Genomic DNA, 17,476 nt, shown 5'->3' with positions numbered 1-17,476 from the left:
CTCAAGAACGGTGCAGCATCTGTCAAGAACGGGCAAGATGCCCGTTCCACAAGAGATGAATTGTTTGGTGGCACAGGAATGTTGGCTGAAGTACGCGCGGCGCAGCTATCCCCTAGGGAATCGCCCTCACTCAAGTCCAGCCACAATAAAGATTTTACATCTCTGTTAAAAACTCCGGCGACGATCGCGGCACAAGCCGAAATCCCCGAAGCAGTAAACAGCAACGCCCGACAGCTAGGCGGTACTCGACAAATCAGTCAAGCGGGCAATGCTGAAGGCGTTTACGTTGCAGAGGTGAAAATTCGCTTTGTTAATTCCCGAGGCGAAGCTGTTGATAAAAAAGGGAATCCGGTTGAGGGCAGAATTTCGGAAGATTTTATCCGAGGCGAACTCAAACTCAAGGCGGGGGATAACTACAGCCGGGAAGTTGTACGATCGGATTTACAGCAGTTGCAGCAATTGGGATTGTTTGACAAGGTTACGGTTTCGATCGAAGAAGTGGGCACGGATGTTAATGTAATCTACAACGTTCAAGAGCGATCGGCTCGCTCTTTTAGCGTGAGTGCCAGTCTTAGTGATGATGTGGGCGTTGCGGTTCCTCTTTCCTATACCGATCGAACTTTCGGCACCACCCCACAGCGGCTGGCGGTGGAACTTGAGCCCAGCCTCCGAGGTATCCAGTACGATGTCCAGTTTGTCAGCCCTTACCTTGCCGCCGAAGACCGTTTGGGATACAGTGTGAGAGCTTTTGGTGATCGCAGAATATCGGAAATTTTCAACAAAGATATTGATTTGCCCAACGGGAACCGAGTTCGGGAAATTCGGATGGGGGGAAATCTCAGGTTTACCAGACCTTTGGGCGATTGGCAATCGACTTTGGGACTTAATTATACAAACATCAGTACGCGCGATCGCAACTTAAATATTGCCCGCCGCGACGAACTCGGCAATCCTCTCACATTCAGCGGCAGCGGCGTTGACGAGTTATACACTGTTTCTTTTGGTGCGATGCTCGATCGGCGGGACAATCCCTTCAACCCCACCACCGGCTCGATTCTGAGCCTCAGCACCGAGCAGTCGATACCTTTGGGGCGAGGCAACATTGTGAGTAACAGGCTGTTAGCGAATTATATACATTATGTACCCGTAACTGTGTTGGGCATTAGCGAGTCCGAAGCCTTGCCCGAAATGCTGGCTTTTAACTTGCAAGCGGGGACGGTAATCGGGGATTTGCCACCAACGGAAGCTTTTCGCCTCGGCGGCCGCAATTCCGTGCGGGGTTACGATAGCGGGGATATTGGCAGTGGCAGGAGTTATTTTTTAGCTTCCGGCGAATATCGGTTTCCTGTCGGCAGGGATGTCGGCGGCGTGATATTTGTTGATTTTGCGTCGGATTTGGGCACGGGAGATAGTGTACTGGGAAAACCGGCCGTAGTCAGGGACAAACCGGGGACTGGGGCAGGTGTTGGGGTGGGTGTGAGGGTGCGATCGTCCTTTGGATTAATTCGCTTAGATATGGCGGTTAGCGACTCCGGCGACATCAAACTTATACTCGGTACAAAGCAGCGATTTTAAATTAGTCATTAGTCACGAGTTAACTGTAGGGGCGGGTTTTACCAACAATCTTTGATAACCGCAAACAATCTTGTAAACCCGCCCCCACACAACCGATAACCCAGATTAACCTGATATTCGAGCTAATCCAAAAAATGTAGATTCGGATTTGTCGTGTTCGTGGGGGCGGGTTTATTATATTGTTGGTTTCTGGCATAGATGATTGGTAAAACCCGCCCCTACAGGATGCGTGTAGATACAAGAAGCGATTTCAATTGCCAGTTGCTAAAAAAAGGTTTCAGCCTACGGTTTTAAACAGCGGGGTATCTGCTATCTCTGCTAAGAATTGGGCGACTTGTCGATCGAATAATTGAGTTTAATTTCGTTCATCAACCCCACATCCACAGTTTGTGGTAGTAATCGAAATTGAGTGAAATACAGCACCTCGGTAAGGACACAACAATGTTGTATCCCTACTGTGTTGTAGGCAATTGACAATTGCTATATTTATTTATCCTCGTAAATGCTTAACGCTTTGGTTTCTTCAGATCAACAGTTTTCGGCTTAGCCGCCGGAGTGCGCGGATAAAACTTAAACTTATTGAGCGCAGCACTTGCCGATTTAGCCACACCGCTATCTATATCTCGCAAAGCTTTTTGTAGCAGCGGAATAACTTTTTCCGACTTAATCATTGCTAGTGCTTCCACAGCAGCTTCGCGCACCTCCGGGTGAATATCTTGAGCTAATTTTCCCAAGGTTTCTATTGTTCGCTCACCTTCGGATCTCAGAGCATTAGCAGCAGCCATTTTACCTAAAGCAGACGCTGCAAACTTGCGGGTTTCTTTGTCCTGACTTTGAACACATCCCATCAACTGCGGTAGAGAATAGCTTGGTGCTTGTCTGGTAATTGGAAGCTGTTGTTCGACTTGGGGTTGATGTAAATCAGTTGATTGTGGTTCCGAAAAATCTGTGTAATTTAACTCTTCTTCAACTTCTGTTTTATTTAACTCACTTGACAGTTGCTGCCAAACTTCTTCTTGTGATAAACCTTCGGCAAATTCTGTGGAATTTAACTGACTGAACTGCTGATCGGGGACTTCTTGTTGTTGTACATTACTCTCGTACTGCTCTTGCAAAGACCTGATAGTAGCTTGCATCTGAGCTTCGTGCTCTCTCAACTGCTCGTGAGCCGCTTGCAACTGACTCTCGTATTGCTCTTGCAAAGCCTCCATATTTAACTGCATCTCAACCTCGCGGTTCTCATATTCCTCGGCAATTTGCCTCAAGCGAATTTCGTGTTCATCTTGGAGGTTTTGCAAATGTTGCTCCATCTGAGCTTGATAACTTAGATGCAATTCGTCAGCAACTCTGAGTAAATGATGTTCGTGTTCTGCTTGCAAAGATTGGATATTTTGCTGCATCCTAGCATTGTTAGCAGCTTCTAATTCCTCGGTGATTTGTCGGCGCAGCTCAGGCTCGTGTGCGCTGACAACTTGTTGGAGCTGACTGTCGCGTTCTGCCAAAACTTGTTGGAGCTGATTTTCGTATTGAGCCGCAACTTGTTTGAGCTGGTTTTCGTATTGGGTAGTAACTTGTCTGAGTAAATTGTCGTGTTCGATAGTAGCTTTTCTAAGCTGATTTTCCCGTTCTCCTTTCTGAGATTCGACAGCTTGTCGCACCCGAGACATCTGAGCTAATTCTATTTCCTCAGTAATTCTGCGAGTTTGCTGCAAGTATTCTTGTTTTTGCTTGTTTAAGCGCTTTTCCACTAACCAGTAAGCAACTGCTACCCCTGCCAAAAAACCTACGATCGCCCCTATGATACCCACAACTGAGATCCTCCCGACAAAATAGTTATGCTGGACTTTTTACATTTAACCATATAGCCTCCTGTAACCGCCCAGTAGCAACAGCCAGGCTGTCACTGCTAGCCAGTGAACCGCCACCGCAGGCCAGATAGAACCGCTTTGCAGGTATGCGAGGGAGCACGCAACTCCCAAAATTGCCGCCAGTAGCAAAAATACTGGATTCATAAAGGTCGATCGACCAACCGGGTAAAAAGTCAGCGCGTTCAGCGGGTGGTAAACTACAAAAGCCGCCAAACTCGCGCATCCCCAAAACCACAGCATTAACCCAGAAGCCTTCTCAAACGGGTGCGGCAGCATTAACACCCGGAACAATAATTCCTCGGTGATGCCCGGACTTAACAAACAGCCCATGAGCACTCCCACAATTGTACGCCGAGAGGTTTGCACGTCTACTTTTAGAAATCCCGACCAAAAACCGACGGAAAGAGCGATCAAAGTGTAAACCAGCGCGAGCATAGCTGCAACCAGCCAATCACTGAAATCGGGAATAGTTGAAAAAGCTAGGGTGACGCGGCGTATCAGGAATCCCGGCAGCACGCGCGGCGGAGCTATCCCGAAGGGAATCGTACTAAAATTTAACATAATCAAACTGATCCTTAAAATTTTGAAACAGATGTTAGCAGTAAGTTGACCCGTTTATGCAAAACCAATCATTGCCGCCCGTCAGAGTCCGCGTTTTTGTTTCGGGATTAGTTCAAGGAGTAGGCTACCGATATTCAACGAAGAATCAAGCAAAGTATTTCGGCCTCAGCGGCTGGGTAAGAAATCTCCCTGATGGCCGCGTCGAGGCTGTCTTTGAAGGAGCCAAAAAAGCTGTGGAAGGAATGATTAGTTGGTGCCGCCGCGGCCCCACCGGTGCTACGGTTAGTGAGTTGGTTTTGGAATACGAAGACCCGGAGGGCGATTCCCTTCAAGATAGCTCCGCCGCGCGTACTTTTGAGATCCGCCGATAAAACAATAAAGGGAATAATCTGCGGTTGAAACCGCTACCGTAGAAACGATGTCTGCCTTATATAAGGCAGGCTTCGCTCACGCTGACTAAAGAATGAATCGCATAAAAAGCGCGAATTTGCTATTGCCAATTTATCAATGATGAGCAAGTTGACTTAAATTAGCAAACAACTGAGCAACTTTGGTCAAATCTTTATCTCCCGGCGCTATTTCTACGCCGCTAGACAGGTCAACACCGCTGAAGTTATTGCCGAGGGAGCATCTCATATTTGCAAAAACACTTCTTTCTTCTTCCTTCTGACTCTTTTCTCCTGGCTCCTGACTCCTGACTCCTAATTCCAATTTCGAGCTTTGCTGCAAAAATGAGATGCTCCCATTCCCGATCGCACTATCAATTGCATTTAAAATATTATCGGGTGTTAAACCGCCCGCCAGCAGCCAAGGACACTGCGGTCTAAACTCTGATAACATCATCCAGTCGATCGTTTTACCAGTACCGCCCAATTGCTGTGGATGGTAAGCATCCAGCAGTAAAGTATCGACACGAACAGCATAAACAGCAGCGGTGGCTAAAGTTTCAGGAGTCTTAACTCTCAGGGCTTTGATAATTTCAATTCCCGGCAAAAACTCCCGCAGTCGATCGCAATATTCCGCTGTTTCATCTCCATGCAACTGCACCCCGCTTAAATTTGACTCTGCCGCTACTTGACAGATATTTTCTATTGTGGTGTTGGCAAAAACGCCGATGCGATCGACATTTTCCGGCAACTGCTCGACAATCAGGCGAATTGTTTCTGGGCTGACATAGCGGGGGGAAGCCGGCACGCAGATAAACCCCAAAGCCTGGGCTCCCAAGCGGGCGATCGCAATTCCTTGGTCTAATTTAGTGATTCCGCAAATTTTAACCCGCACTCCTCGTCCTCCGTTCCGAATTTGTATCAAAATATCAACGAATTGTTAACTATTAAAACAAATCTTAGTTTAATGCAAACCGCTTTTTATAATCGTGGAAATCAATTTATCTGTGAAATCAGGAGATAAGAACGTGATCAACTCATCTTTGCTGTTAGCCGTACAATCTACCGCTCCCTCAACACCGGAGTGGTCGCCACTGGTAGGACTGACAATGATTTTATGCAATTTGCTGGCGATCACGATCGGCTACTACGGCATCTCCAAGCAAAACCGAGGCAAGGGCCCAGCTTTACCCGTTGCACTCCCTGGAATGTTCAAAGGCTTCGGCGTACCAGAATTGCTGGCAACAGCCAGCTTCGGCCACTTGCTCGGAGCCGGAGTAATCTTGGGCTTGGGTAACGCCGGAGTTCTGTAAAAATCAGGGGAAAGGCAAAGGCAAGGGGTAGAAAAGATATATAGCAGCAATCCTAAATCATTTGGGAATTTCTTACTCCCTCCCCTTACCAAGGGGAGGGTTGGGGTGGGGTAAAAAGTTTACGATTCATTTAGGATTGCTATAATAGAAACTCTTTCTTGCTCTCCTTTCCCAGGAAAATTCATGCAGACAGGTTGGCGAATCGGCTCTTTATTTGGCATCCCCCTAGTTATAGATTATTCGTGGTTTATAATTTTAGCCTTAGCAACCCGCGAATACGCCAGCAGTTACCGCCTGTGGGGGCCTGCGCTCTCCTGGAGTGCGGGGTTAGCCATAGCTCTGCTCCTGTTTGCTTCCGTGCTCTTGCACGAACTCGGACACAGCTTGGCGGCGATATCGCAAGGCATTAAAGTTAATTCTATTACCTTATTCTTATTTGGCGGAGTAGCTTCGATCGACTCGGAATCAAAAACTCCCGGTCAAGCTTTTCAAGTAGCTATTGCCGGCCCTCTAGTCAGCTTTGCGCTGTTTTTAATCCTCGGTTTGGGTTCTCAAGTTCTTCCCCCGCAAAGTTTGCTAGCAATTGTCACCGAAAGGGTAGCGCTAATCAATCTCGTTTTGGGATTATTTAACTTAATTCCCGGTCTGCCTTTGGATGGAGGACAAGTTTTAAAATCAGCTATTTGGAAAATCACCGGCTCTCGATTTGCCGGCGTTCGCTGGGCGGCAAAAACAGGACAAGTTTTAGGCTGGCTGGCTGTTGCTTTGGGTCTGAGTTTATGCTTTTTAGCGCGCGAGTACGGCGGCTTGTGGATTGCGCTGATCGGCTGGTTTGGCATTCGCAATGCCACTGCTTATAGCAGATTGACTTCGCTGCAAGAAGCCCTGCTCAAAATTAAAGCCAGCGATGCGATGAGCCGCGAGTTTAGAGTTGTAGATGCAGATTTGACTCTGCGAGAATTTGCCGATCGATATTTGTTAGAAGTCAATCCGTTTCCATTTTACATTGCTGCGACCAACGGCCGGGATTTGGGCTTAGTGTCGATCGACGATATCCGCTTCACAGAACGCAGTCAATGGCAAGTTCAGACTTTGCACAACATTTTGAAACCCCTGGGAAAAACCCTCACAGTCTCGGAAAAAGCATCCCTCGCAGAAGTAATTAACAGCATGGAAGCCCGTCAACTCCCCCGAATCATCGTCCTCTCACCGATTGGTTCAGTAGCGGGGACGATCGATCGGGGCGACGTGGTTAAAGTTTTAGCAAAATACCTCAAACCCCAGATTTCAATGGCCGACATCAAGCGCAGCAAAGAAGAAAACAGCTATCCTCAAGGATTGCAGTTAAGTGCGATCGCCAAAACCGCACAAGAAAACTAGAAATTGGGCATCGGTAAGGGGCATCAGCGATCGGTTAAGATGTAGCAAACTTTGTCAATGAGGGTTGAAGCAAAAAATTTTATGCCCAAATTCTTTAATAGAATTTATCATAAATTGGCGGAGAGACGTTGGAAAAACTTAACTCATTCCTTCCCCTTCCCTGACTTGCAACCTCTGATTATTACCTGCATTGCCGTGACGGGAACTCTATTGGGAGTGCGGCATTTAGGCTGGTTGCAGCCATTGGAATTAAATGCTTTCGACGTGATGGTGCAGTTGCGATCAGATCCGGGTCCTGACCCCAGGTTGCTGATAGTGACAATCACAGAACAGGACATTCATGCTTTTAAGAAATGGCCAATTTCCGATGGCGTTTTAGCAAAAGCGATCGCCGAAATAGCGCGTTTTGAACCCACAGCTATTGGCATAGATATAATTCGCGACATTCCCTACGAACCGGGGAATGCAGAATTAGTAGCTCAATTGAAAAACCCCAAAGTATTTCCCATTACCTTCATCGGCAAGTCAAAGTACGATCGAGTGGCACCTCCTCCTAACATACCAGATGAGCGGGTAGCATTTAACGACTTAGTAGTCGATCCAGACGGTATAGTGCGCCGCAATTTGATTTCTGTTGGCGATGGTAAAAAAACGTTTTTTTCATTGTCCAGTACGCTAGCTTTTGCATATTTTGACAGCAAAAAAGTCCCCTATAAAACCATAGAAAACGATGTTTTCGTGGTAGATAAAACGGTATTTTCAAAACTGCGCTCTCACTCAGGAGGTTATCAGAACATTGATGCCAAAGGTTATCAAATATTGCTCGATTACCGCTCTGGGAAAAATATAGCAGAGAGCGTGACACTAACTGAAGTTTTGGATGGCAAAGTTGACCCCAAACTGGTCACAGATAAAATAGTCTTGATCGGGGTTACAGCCCCTACTGTAAAAGATATTTTTTCTACGCCTTACAGCGCTAGTAAAAACGGTAATATCCTGACCCCTGGGGTATTAATTCACGCAACGGCCACCAGCCAATTTCTCAGCGCAATTTTAGACGGCAAAGGGATATTTTGGTATTGGGACGAATGGCAAGAAATGCTGTGGCTCGCTGTTTGGAGTGCAGTGGGCGGCTGTTTAGCTTGGCGGCTAGAAGAATCGCTGAGTTTGATGGGAAGTACGATCGCAGCTTTCGGCTCATTATTCGGATTCACCTTTTTCCTATTCACTCAACAGGGATGGATACCTTTAATTGCCCCAGCCCTGGCACTTTTAATCACCGCAGGAGTCACAATCACCTATAAATACGAGCAGTCGAAGCAACAGCAAGGGATTGTGATGAAATTATTAGGACAACAAACTTCACCCGCGATCGCAAATGCCCTGTGGAAAGAGCGCGTCCATCTGCTCGAATCTGGCTTATTGCCAGGGCAAAAACTTACTGCTACCATCATACTGACCGACTTGCAAGGTTTTAGTACAATCTCCGAAAAACTACCGCCAGAAGTAGTAATGAGTTGGTTAAATGAGTATTTATCAGCAATGGCCCAAGAAGTCCAAGCACATCAAGGCGTGATTAATAAATTTACCGGAGATGGAATGCTGGCAGTATTTGGCGTACCTATTCCCCGCACCACTCCCGAAGAAATTACCGAAGATGCTCGCCTCGCCGTATCTTGCGCTCTAGCCATCAGTTCCCGCTTGCCCGAAATGAATCAAAATTGGCTCACACGCGGTTTGCCGACCGCAAAAATGCGAGTAGGAATCTTTACAGGGCCTGTGATGGTGGGTAGTCTGGGAGGCGCAACCCGTTTAGAATATGGAGTGATCGGCGACAGCGTAAATATTGCCTCTCGGCTGGAAAGCTGCGAAAAGGATCGGCAAGAGGACACTTGCCGGATATTGATTGCAGAAGAAACCTTTCTGCATCTGGCAGGGAAATTTGAAGTAGAATCTTGGGGAGCTTTACCGTTAAAAGGCAGGGAACAAAAAGTTAATGTCTACCGCATTTTGGGAATTAAAAAGTAATAAAAAGACAGAATCTCTCCCTAAAAACTCATGAAAAAGATGAAAAAAAATACTAAGTTTCTCATCCACCTGACATCAATTGCAGCGGTAGTATCGATCGCCATACTCAACATTTCCCAACTTGCCGTTTTGGGACGGCCACAAATAAACATAGAGAACGGGCCAGACAATACTCAATCGGGAGGGCCGCGCTTCGTTCCGCCCCGTGATGAAGATAATCTGTCACCAGGGGCTCCAGCGAAATCGACGCGCGGACCAGGTAAATGCGATATCGGTAAGATAAAGCTAACAGCCTTGATACCAGAAAATAAAATCGGACGGACTGTTTCGGAATATCCTCTATTCTTTTTCTACTTGCCTCAAACAGAGGCGGAATTAGCCGAATTTGTTCTGAAAGATGAAAACGGGAAGCCGATTTATCAAACAACCCTAAAAACTAACAATTCATCAGGGGTTATCGGTGTTAGTATCCCTGCAAATAAAAATGTGCCGCCTTTGCAATTAGGCAAAAAGTACCCTTGGTCTATTTCATTGATTTGCGACGCTATAGACAGATCCGCAGATGTGTTGGAAGAAGGTTTTGTGCGCCGAGTTGAACTCAGTGCAGATATCCGCAGTCAATTAGATCAGGCAGATCCGCGCCAGAAAACCTTTATTTATGCTCAGAATGGGATTTGGCAAGATGCTCTCAGCACTCTAGTTGCCGCTCGTCGCGCTAATCCTAATGATGCAGAATTAACTGCTGATTGGGAAAGCTTGCTGGATTCTGTGAAATTGGGCGAAATTGCCAAAGAGCCGATCGTTCAAATTGAGCCCCCCTCGCAGCCATAGTTTATTGCATAGCAGGGGGTGACCAGAAACCGGGTTCGATCGACGAAAAAACTTCTTTGTCGCCCGCAGATTCGCTAAAAAACCCGGTTTCTAGGAGTCGGAGTTCGCAAGTCCTGTATTGCCAGCCTTTCCTCTTCTGAAAGAGGCTACTCTTTCAAATCAATTTCAAAACTTAGAATATCGAGCGAGAGGCGACAGCGTAAATATTGCCTCTCGGTTGGAAAGCTGCGAACAGGATCGGCAAAAGGACACTTGCCCGATATTGATTGCAGAAGAAACTTTACTGCATCTGGCAGGGAAATTGGAAGTAGAATCTTGGGGAGCTTTACCGTTAAAAGACAGAGAACAAAAAGTTAATGTCTACGGCATTTTGGGAATGAAAAAAAAGTAAATAAACAGCATCTATCCCTAAACCTTCATGAAGCCAATAAAAAAAACTACTAAGTTTATCATCCACCTGACATCAATGGCAGCGGTAGTATCGATCGCCACACTCAACATTTCCCAACTTGCCGTTTTGGGACGGCCGGATCTAAACACAGGTGACGGGCCAGACGATCCTCAACCGGCAGGGCCGCGCTTCGGTGATGAACCCCCGCAAATAAACCCACCGGCCAAGCCACCCAACACTCAACCGGCAGGGCCGCGCTTCGGTGATGGACTGCAGCCTCCAAGCACAGATGGCAAGCCATCCACTGAATCGGGAGGGCCGGGCTTCAACGAGTCGCCCCCCACTCAACCGGGACGCCCTGTGCGCGGTGGCGGCTGCGCGAGCATTAGTCAGCTAGGTCTCACAGCCTTAGTGCCTAAAAATAAGATCGGACGGACTGTTTCGGACTATCCAACGTTCTTTTTCTACTTGCCTCAAACAGAGGCGCAATCAGCCGAATTTATCCTACAAGATGAAAGCGGCAAGCCGATTTATAAACAGGATGTCACAATTAGCAATTTATCAGGAGTGATCGGCGTTAGTATCCCTGCTGACAAAAATGTGCCACCCTTGGAAGTAGGCAAAAGTTACACTTGGAATTTGACAGTGATTTGCGACGCTCAAGACCGATCGAGCGATCAGATCGAAAGCGGTACTGTAGTGCGAGTTGAACTCAGTGCAGATATCCGCAGTCAATTAGAGCAGGCAGATCCGCGCCAGAAAACCTTTATTTATGCTAAAAATGGGATTTGGCAAGATGCCCTCAGCACCCTAGCTGCGGCTCGACGCGCTAATCCTAATGATGCAGAATTAACTGCTGATTGGGAAAGCTTGCTGGATTCTGTGAAATTGGGCGAAATTGCCAAAGAGCCGATCGTTCAAACTCAGCCACAGCCATAAGCTGTACTGCATATAAATTTAACTTTTTTGGTAACGTTAGAGCAACGGGCTAGAAGAGTTTTAATAAAAAGAAGTGTACAAGTTTTTAACTTGTATCAGTAACAGCCAAGATGGCTGTTCTACAATAAAAATTCTTTCTTGTGGAACGGCCATCTTGGCTGTTCCCAAAAGGCGGTATACCCCACAATAATTATTCCAAAAATCTCTTGTGGAACGGCCATCTTGGCTGTTCCCAAAAGGTGGCATTAAACCCCGCCCCCAAATATGCAGGTTAAATGTGAAACAGCTTATTACTTGTTAATTCCAAAATATCCTGCCATTCCAGATCCGAAAGTGGCTGCACCTCCAAATCAATCTCAAAACAGCGACAAGCCGCCGCACTCAAAACATCAATTACAGTGGCAATAAAATCATCTCCCCCTTCAGATAGAGGTAATTGCACAGGAATTAATTCCTCCCCAAACACTCGAGAAAATAATTTAACATCCGGCTGCAAACGCATCGAACCATGCTGCAAAATAGCATCACCCCGTCGCAATTGCGCGCTACCAATTAACTTGCAACCATCAGCGGTAACTAAATCCGCAGCCGTCGCAGTACCAAAACAATTCGGATTGTGAATATAACCCCTTCCAGCTTCCCCGTAGTGCAAATCCAAACCCATCGCCCTCCAACCCTCAATCAAAAACTCGCAAATAGTCTGATAAGCTTTCATACGGCTGCTTCCAAACCCCGACGCCACAACTGCATAAGTTAAATCCCCTTGGTGCAGCACGGCGCGCCCGCCGCTGGGCCTCCTCACCAACTCCACAGGCATTCCCCCCCAAGACAACTGCTGCCAAAACTCCGGCCACCTGCGCTGGTGGTAGCCCAAGGAAATCGCCGTCGGTTGCCAAGTGTAAAATCGCAGAGTTGGCGGATGTTTGCCCGCTAGATGCTGTTCCAGTAGCCATTGGTCGATCGCCATCTGCACCCTACCAGACGCCGACAACAGTGGAATTAAACGCCAAACAGAATTAGCCATCAGTCGCGAGTCCTTAGTTTCTACTCAATAATTCGCAGAATGTTTTAAAATTAGTAACAGTTTTTTGGGCCTGTCTTCTAAGTTGGTGCAAGTTTCACGCCAGCCGGTGCTTTAGAAATAAATAGAAAAAATAATCGCAGAACCATGAGCAACAGTGTAATTGTCATTAACGACGAAAAATTTGAAACAGAAGTCCTGAAAGCAGAGCAACCAGTGCTTGCCTATTTTTGGGCTACTTGGTGCGGGCCTTGCAAACTGATCGCGCCTTCGATAGACTGGGTGGCGGCCAACTACAGCGATCGGCTGAAAGTGGTTAAAATGGAAATTGACCCCAATCCTAATACTGTCAAGCAGTATAAAGTAGAAGGAGTCCCAGCTCTCAGGCTGTTTAAAAATGCCGAAGTAGTGCTTTCTCACGAGGGAGCTATTACTAAACAAACTTTGGTCGGTTTGCTCGACGCTCACTTATAAAGTTTGGAAATGATTCGGGAGTTTCCAACTCCCAACTTAAGCTGTGTTGCATCTAGATTGCCTATGGTATTAGAGAGGGAGAGGGGGAGAAGAGGAGAGGGGGAGAGGATTTGATGATTGTTGATCGGGACTCGAAATATGCAATTTAAATGAACAACAGCTTACAACTATAGAAATCGCAAATATTTTTTTAACATCTCTCTTTTATCCTCCATATTCCTCTCTGGCTCTGCGCCCTCTGCGCTCTCTGCGGTTACTAAAAAAAATCCCAAAGTCAATAAAAAGGCCCTATAAAAAATAATTTAGCTCAGATAAAAACATTCCTTAAAATTCCACAAAACTATAGAAAATATGCAATTTGCTAAACGTTTAGAACCACTGCAATTTAATGTATTTGCCGATATGGATCGGGCAAAAGCTCAAGCTAGAGCAGCGGGGCAAAATGTGATTGACTTGTCTCTGGGTTCTTCGGATTTGCCGGCGGCGGCTCATATTACAGATGCGATCGCACATTCTCTGTCCGACACCAGCACCCACGGCTATTTGCTATTTAACGGCACAAGAGATTTTCGGGAAGCAGCAGCTATTTGGTACGAGCAAAAATTTGGGATTGCAGTCAATCCAGAAACAGAAGTGCTGCCGTTAATTGGTTCCCAAGAAGGCACAGCGCATATGCCTTTAGCTGTACTCAACCCTGGAGATTTTGCTTTGCTGCTCGATCCGGGCTATCCTTCCCACGCGGGCGGTGTGCATTTGGCGGGCGGTCAAATTTATCCGATGCCGATATTAGCAGAAAATGCCTTTTTGCCGATATTTGAAGATATTCCGACAGCAGTGCTTGCTCAGTCGAAGATGATGGTTTTGAGCTATCCTCACAATCCTACAACTGCGATCGCCCCGGTTGCTTTTTTTGAGAAAGCTGTCGCTTTTTGTCGAGAACATCGGCTGGTTTTAGTTCACGATTTCCCTTATGTGGATTTGGTTTTTGACGATTCCGTAGGGGCGGTGCCCCCGTGCCCGCCCTCTGGGATCGAGGAAAACCGCAAATTGATGGCACCGTCAATATTTCAGGCGGATCGAGATAAGAGTGTGGCGATCGAGTTTTTTACACTATCCAAATCCTACAGTATGGGAGGTTTTCGAGTCGGATATGCGATCGGCAATTCCGAACTAATTGCAGCGCTGCGACAGGTAAAAGCCGCAGTGGACTTCAACCAATACCGAGGGATTTTGAACGGAGCGATCTCCGCTTTAACAGGCCCTCAAGATACCGTCAGAACCAGCGTAGAAACCTTCAGAAAACGGCGGGATGCCTTTGTAAACGCGCTACAGGGCATCGGCTGGCAAGTACCCGTACCCCCTGCCACCATGTACGTCTGGGCGAAACTGCCGGAACCTTGGGCCCAAGATTCCGTGAAATTTTGCACTCAGCTAGTACAGAGTACAGGAGTCGCAGCTTCCCCCGGTGCCGGTTTCGGGAAATCAGGAGAAGGCTACGTGCGATTTGCCTTAGTCGAGTCGCCAGCAATTTTGGAAGCAGCAGTTAGAAAAATTGCTGAGTTTCTAAATTGAGTACACCCCTACGGCGAGCGCCGTAGGGACACGGCGCCGTGTCCGAGGCGTGTCAACTTAAGCTTTTAGTCCGCCAGTCCTCCAGCTCACCAGGCACTCTTCGCCAGGGAATGAATTCCACGGGGCTTATAGCTAAAGTCCTATCAAAGAGGACTCAAAAACTCATTAGTCGTCTTCAGACGACTTTAGCTTTGAGGCAGGGGTTTCAACCCCTGTCGGACTATCGGTTGCACGTTAAGTTGACACCTATGGGCACGGCGCTTTCCCTACAGGGGTTAAAACCCCTGCGGGACTGGGGTTTTGACGTTTTTGGGCACACGATGAAGGGCACCCCGTCTAAGTGCTTACCCGTAGCTCAAGAGGGATGCAATTGCTAAAATAGTGTGATTTCTACCTAAAGGACTAGATATTTGCACGCAGTATCTGTCAGAATCTTTTTTAAGAAATGTTAACGTGAGACATCTTGGGAATTACCAGTTCCGCTCACCCACTCTAAAAATCCTTGAAGTGAATTCTGTCGGGGTAGCGATTGTTCCGTAGCGGCGATCGCACACCCGAAAAAGACCACACTGCCCAAAATAGCAATCAGCGGAAAAGGCTTACCCAGCCCAAAGTCCCGCTGAAGCCGAGCTAACGGCCTGCTCTCGCGCCTGAGCATCTTTCCTACCGTCAGTTGTTTGAGACTAAAAGGATCGCGCACAAAATGACCGCTCCAGCTAATTACCATATGAGAATGGCAGTGGGGACAAGTGAATAGTCCACTGACCATCCCGACTGGGCCTACGACGCTGGAACGGTTGCAGATCGGGCAAGTGACAGAATGAGTGTTATAGGTGGGAGCGTTCATAACTGTTTTTCTTGAGTAAAAAAAACTAACAAGTAATTGGTAGCCTGTGTTAACGCTTAAGGTATAGACCTTGAGAGGCACTTTTCCTTAATTCCTAGTTTACCGCTCCAATCGGGTCGATCGGAGCTCAATGCTTGGGAAAACCTTCAAATTGCCAATCCCGCAGCGAGTGCAAGTCTGGAGCACAGGTGAGATTATATTGCAAGGGAGTTACGGTTATTCTGTTGTCGCGAATAGCTTGTACGTCTGTAGGAATATCATGCGGCACCGCCGAATCGGCGATTTCTTCTACATCTTCTAACAATTCGCCAGCCAGCCAATAATAAGTTTTGCCGCGCGGATCAGTGCGCTTTTGAAATATGTCGAAATAGCGGCGAATGCCTTGACGGGCGATCGCAACTCCGGTAATTTCTGCTTGTGTGACTGCCGGTATGTTGACATTCAACAGCATCGGTTTGGCCATTGGCTGTTTTTCCAACTGTGCCAGCAAGGTGACAGCGAAATCCACCGCCGGCCCAAATTCCTGCGAAGTAAAGCTCGCGAGGCTGAAAGCAATGCTGGGAATACCTTCCATAATTCCTTCCATTGCTGCCGAAACCGTACCCGAACAGATGATATCCGTGCCTAAATTAGGCCCGTGGTTGATACCGGAAAGAACAAAATCCGGCGGTTTGTCAAGTAAAGCCCACAAAGCAAGTTTCACGCAGTCGGCGGGAGTACCCGAACAGGCCCAAGCTTGGACTCCGGGATCAAAAATAGATTCGACAATTTCGGCGCGGATGGGTTGGTGCAGGGTAAGGCCGTGGCCGGTAGCGGAGCGCTCTCTGTCGGGACAAACTACACTCACATCGTGGCCAGCGGCGGCGAGAGCGTTGGCGAGGCTGCGGATGCCTTGTGCAAAGATGCCGTCGTCGTTGCTAATTAAAAGTTTCATTGAAATTTTTATAGGCCTTATAACAATACTAAACTAGATTCAACTAGGGCGATCGCTCTAACATCGAATTACTTATTACAAATTATCCGTAACTGCCGAAAATCTAAAATCTAAAATCAACAAGCTGTAGAGCCAAAATTGCGCTAAACTCAACTTGGCCCAAAACTGCCATCAATCTAAAATCTAAAATCTAAAATCTAAAATCAAAATGACTGTCCAGCTAAGCGACATTGAAACTCAACTAGAAACCCTCGGTCAAGAGTCCAAAAGTGCGATCGCCACTGCCAATACCCTCGAACAACTCGAACAGTTGCGCCTCGGCTACCTCGGCAAAAAAGGCCAACTCTCTCAAATTTTAGGCATGATGGGCAAACTGTCGCCAGACCAGCGACCCAAAGTAGGTGCGATCGCCAATACAGTCAAAGAAGCCCTGCAAGCCGATTTAGAAGACAAGCGCGCCGCCCTCCAAACCGCCCAAATCCAAGCCAAATTAGCCTCAGAAACCATCGATGTCACCATGCCGGGGATTTTTCGCCCCCAAGGCCGCGTTCACCCATTAAACGCCGTCATAGACCGCGCTCTCGATATCTTTGTCGGCCTCGGCTACACCGTCGCCAACGGCCCGGAAATGGAAACAGATTATTACAACTTCGAGGCGCTGAACACACCGCCAGACCACCCAGCGCGGGATATGCAAGATACATTTTACCTACCAGGCGGCGACTTGCTGCGGACTCAGACATCATCAGTGCAAATTCGCTACATGGAACAGCACAAACCGCCGATTCGGATTGTCTCTCCCGGCCGCGTTTACCGCCGCGATACTGTCGATGCTACTCACGCGGCAGTTTTCCACCAAATTGAACTTTTAGCAATTGATGAAGGTCTGACATTTACGGACTTGAAAGGCACAATTAAAGAGTTTTTGCGGCAAATGTTCGGGCAAGATTTGCCGATTCGTTTCCGCACGAGTTACTTTCCGTTTACAGAACCTTCTGCTGAAGTTGATTTGCAGTGGAACGGCAAATGGCTGGAAGTTTTGGGCTGCGGAACCGTCGATCCTAATGTTCTTAAAGGAGTGGGTTTAGACCCAGAAAAATATACTGGGTTTGCGGCCGGTTTTGGTGTCGAGCGGTTCGCAATGGTACTTTATGAAATCGACGACATTCGCCGGGTTTATGCTAGCGACTTGCGCTTTTTGCGGCAATTTTAAAGCATGGTTTGGGGTCGCTTACACGAGCCGTCTAGAGAGCCTGGTCAATGTACATCAATCTTTCAGTTTCAACTAAACCCAAAGGAGTCCCGCGCTCTACCTGTACCCAGGTGAGCGTCGGGAGGAATTGGCGTGAGCGAAGA

At 47.4% G+C, this 17,476-nt stretch carries 17 protein-coding genes; 11 read left to right on the top strand and 6 right to left on the bottom strand.

Translation table 11 applies throughout. From position 1 onward, the window contains the following. The coding region (locus QUB12_RS33780) for a BamA/TamA family outer membrane protein (protein ID WP_333310537.1) at window positions 1-1,575 on the top strand (1,575 nt) is incomplete at its 5' end. A gap of 506 nt (window positions 1,576-2,081) precedes the next feature. Here the strand turns inward: QUB12_RS33780 and QUB12_RS33775 are convergent. Together QUB12_RS33775 and QUB12_RS33770 are read right to left on the bottom strand one after the other, a co-directional pair. Then, a complete protein-coding gene (locus QUB12_RS33775) occupies window positions 2,082-3,383 on the bottom strand; it encodes a HEAT repeat domain-containing protein (protein WP_333145716.1) in 1,302 nt (433 codons plus the stop codon). Window positions 3,384-3,428: 45 nt separating this feature from the next. Further along, complete coding sequence (locus QUB12_RS33770; protein ID WP_333145714.1) at window positions 3,429-4,004, bottom strand: CPBP family glutamic-type intramembrane protease; 576 nt, start codon at window positions 4,002-4,004, stop codon at window positions 3,429-3,431. Between the two features lie 56 nt (window positions 4,005-4,060). Between QUB12_RS33770 and QUB12_RS33765 the strand changes: the two genes are divergently transcribed. Then, the gene (locus tag QUB12_RS33765; RefSeq protein WP_333145712.1) at window positions 4,061-4,375 is read left to right on the top strand and encodes an acylphosphatase; all 315 of its coding nucleotides are present in this window, start codon (window positions 4,061-4,063) and stop codon (window positions 4,373-4,375) included. Window positions 4,376-4,508: 133 nt separating this feature from the next. Here the strand turns inward: QUB12_RS33765 and QUB12_RS33760 are convergent, their stop codons facing one another. Continuing rightward, on the bottom strand, window positions 4,509-5,285 hold the full coding sequence (locus QUB12_RS33760; protein WP_333145710.1) for a phosphoribosylanthranilate isomerase: 777 nt from the start codon (window positions 5,283-5,285) through the stop codon (window positions 4,509-4,511). 133 nt (window positions 5,286-5,418) lie between these two features. Here QUB12_RS33760 and psaK point away from each other — a divergent pair, with 133 nt between their 5' ends. The 6 genes from psaK (at window position 5,419) to QUB12_RS33730 (ending at window position 11,272) form a co-directional block, all read left to right on the top strand. Then, window positions 5,419-5,703 carry a photosystem I reaction center subunit PsaK gene (gene psaK / locus QUB12_RS33755; RefSeq protein ID WP_333070476.1) on the top strand — a complete coding sequence of 95 codons (285 nt, stop codon included), beginning with the start codon at window positions 5,419-5,421 and terminating at the stop codon, window positions 5,701-5,703. A gap of 183 nt (window positions 5,704-5,886) precedes the next feature. Further along, on the top strand, window positions 5,887-7,083 hold the full coding sequence (locus QUB12_RS33750; RefSeq protein ID WP_333145708.1) for a site-2 protease family protein: 1,197 nt from the start codon (window positions 5,887-5,889) through the stop codon (window positions 7,081-7,083). Between the two features lie 81 nt (window positions 7,084-7,164). Beyond that, complete coding sequence (locus QUB12_RS33745) at window positions 7,165-9,111, top strand: adenylate/guanylate cyclase domain-containing protein (RefSeq protein ID WP_333145706.1); 1,947 nt, start codon at window positions 7,165-7,167, stop codon at window positions 9,109-9,111. A 30-nt stretch (window positions 9,112-9,141) separates the two neighbouring features. Then, window positions 9,142-9,942, top strand: coding sequence for a DUF928 domain-containing protein (locus tag QUB12_RS33740; RefSeq protein ID WP_333145703.1), 801 nt, complete (start codon window positions 9,142-9,144; stop codon window positions 9,940-9,942). A 118-nt stretch (window positions 9,943-10,060) separates the two neighbouring features. After that, window positions 10,061-10,333 carry a hypothetical protein gene (locus tag QUB12_RS33735; RefSeq protein WP_333145700.1) on the top strand — a complete coding sequence of 91 codons (273 nt, stop codon included), beginning with the start codon at window positions 10,061-10,063 and terminating at the stop codon, window positions 10,331-10,333. 27 nt (window positions 10,334-10,360) lie between these two features. Then, window positions 10,361-11,272: a DUF928 domain-containing protein gene (locus QUB12_RS33730; RefSeq protein ID WP_333145698.1), complete on the top strand. Its 912-nt coding sequence runs from the start codon at window positions 10,361-10,363 to the stop codon at window positions 11,270-11,272. A 271-nt stretch (window positions 11,273-11,543) separates the two neighbouring features. Here QUB12_RS33730 and QUB12_RS33725 read toward each other — a convergent pair whose 3' ends face one another. Continuing rightward, window positions 11,544-12,296 (bottom strand): biotin/lipoate A/B protein ligase family protein, encoded by a 753-nt coding sequence (locus QUB12_RS33725; protein WP_333310534.1) that lies wholly within the window; start codon window positions 12,294-12,296, stop codon window positions 11,544-11,546. 144 nt (window positions 12,297-12,440) lie between these two features. Here QUB12_RS33725 and QUB12_RS33720 point away from each other — a divergent pair, with 144 nt between their 5' ends. Together QUB12_RS33720 and QUB12_RS33715 are read left to right on the top strand one after the other, a co-directional pair. After that, the gene (locus QUB12_RS33720) at window positions 12,441-12,767 is read left to right on the top strand and encodes a thioredoxin domain-containing protein (RefSeq protein ID WP_190740071.1); all 327 of its coding nucleotides are present in this window, start codon (window positions 12,441-12,443) and stop codon (window positions 12,765-12,767) included. A 351-nt stretch (window positions 12,768-13,118) separates the two neighbouring features. Further along, window positions 13,119-14,339 (top strand): LL-diaminopimelate aminotransferase, encoded by a 1,221-nt coding sequence (locus QUB12_RS33715; protein ID WP_333145692.1) that lies wholly within the window; start codon window positions 13,119-13,121, stop codon window positions 14,337-14,339. Between the two features lie 448 nt (window positions 14,340-14,787). Here the strand turns inward: QUB12_RS33715 and QUB12_RS33710 are convergent, their stop codons facing one another. Both QUB12_RS33710 and surE read right to left on the bottom strand, forming a co-directional pair. Next, window positions 14,788-15,186, bottom strand: a complete 399-nt coding sequence (locus tag QUB12_RS33710) for a hypothetical protein (RefSeq protein ID WP_333145690.1) — start codon at window positions 15,184-15,186, stop codon at window positions 14,788-14,790. A 127-nt stretch (window positions 15,187-15,313) separates the two neighbouring features. Then, on the bottom strand, window positions 15,314-16,120 hold the full coding sequence (gene surE / locus QUB12_RS33705; RefSeq protein WP_333310532.1) for a 5'/3'-nucleotidase SurE: 807 nt from the start codon (window positions 16,118-16,120) through the stop codon (window positions 15,314-15,316). Between the two features lie 208 nt (window positions 16,121-16,328). Here surE and pheS point away from each other — a divergent pair, with 208 nt between their 5' ends. Next, window positions 16,329-17,333: a phenylalanine--tRNA ligase subunit alpha gene (gene pheS / locus QUB12_RS33700; RefSeq protein ID WP_333286421.1), complete on the top strand. Its 1,005-nt coding sequence runs from the start codon at window positions 16,329-16,331 to the stop codon at window positions 17,331-17,333. The last annotated feature ends 143 nt before the right edge of the window (window positions 17,334-17,476 follow it).

Origin of the sequence: Microcoleus sp. B7-D4 (assembly GCF_036705125.1) — a bacterium.
Classification (GTDB): domain Bacteria; phylum Cyanobacteriota; class Cyanobacteriia; order Cyanobacteriales; family Microcoleaceae; genus Microcoleus.
Note: the sequence above shows the minus strand (reverse complement) of the source record. Positions and strands in the feature narration are given on the sequence as shown.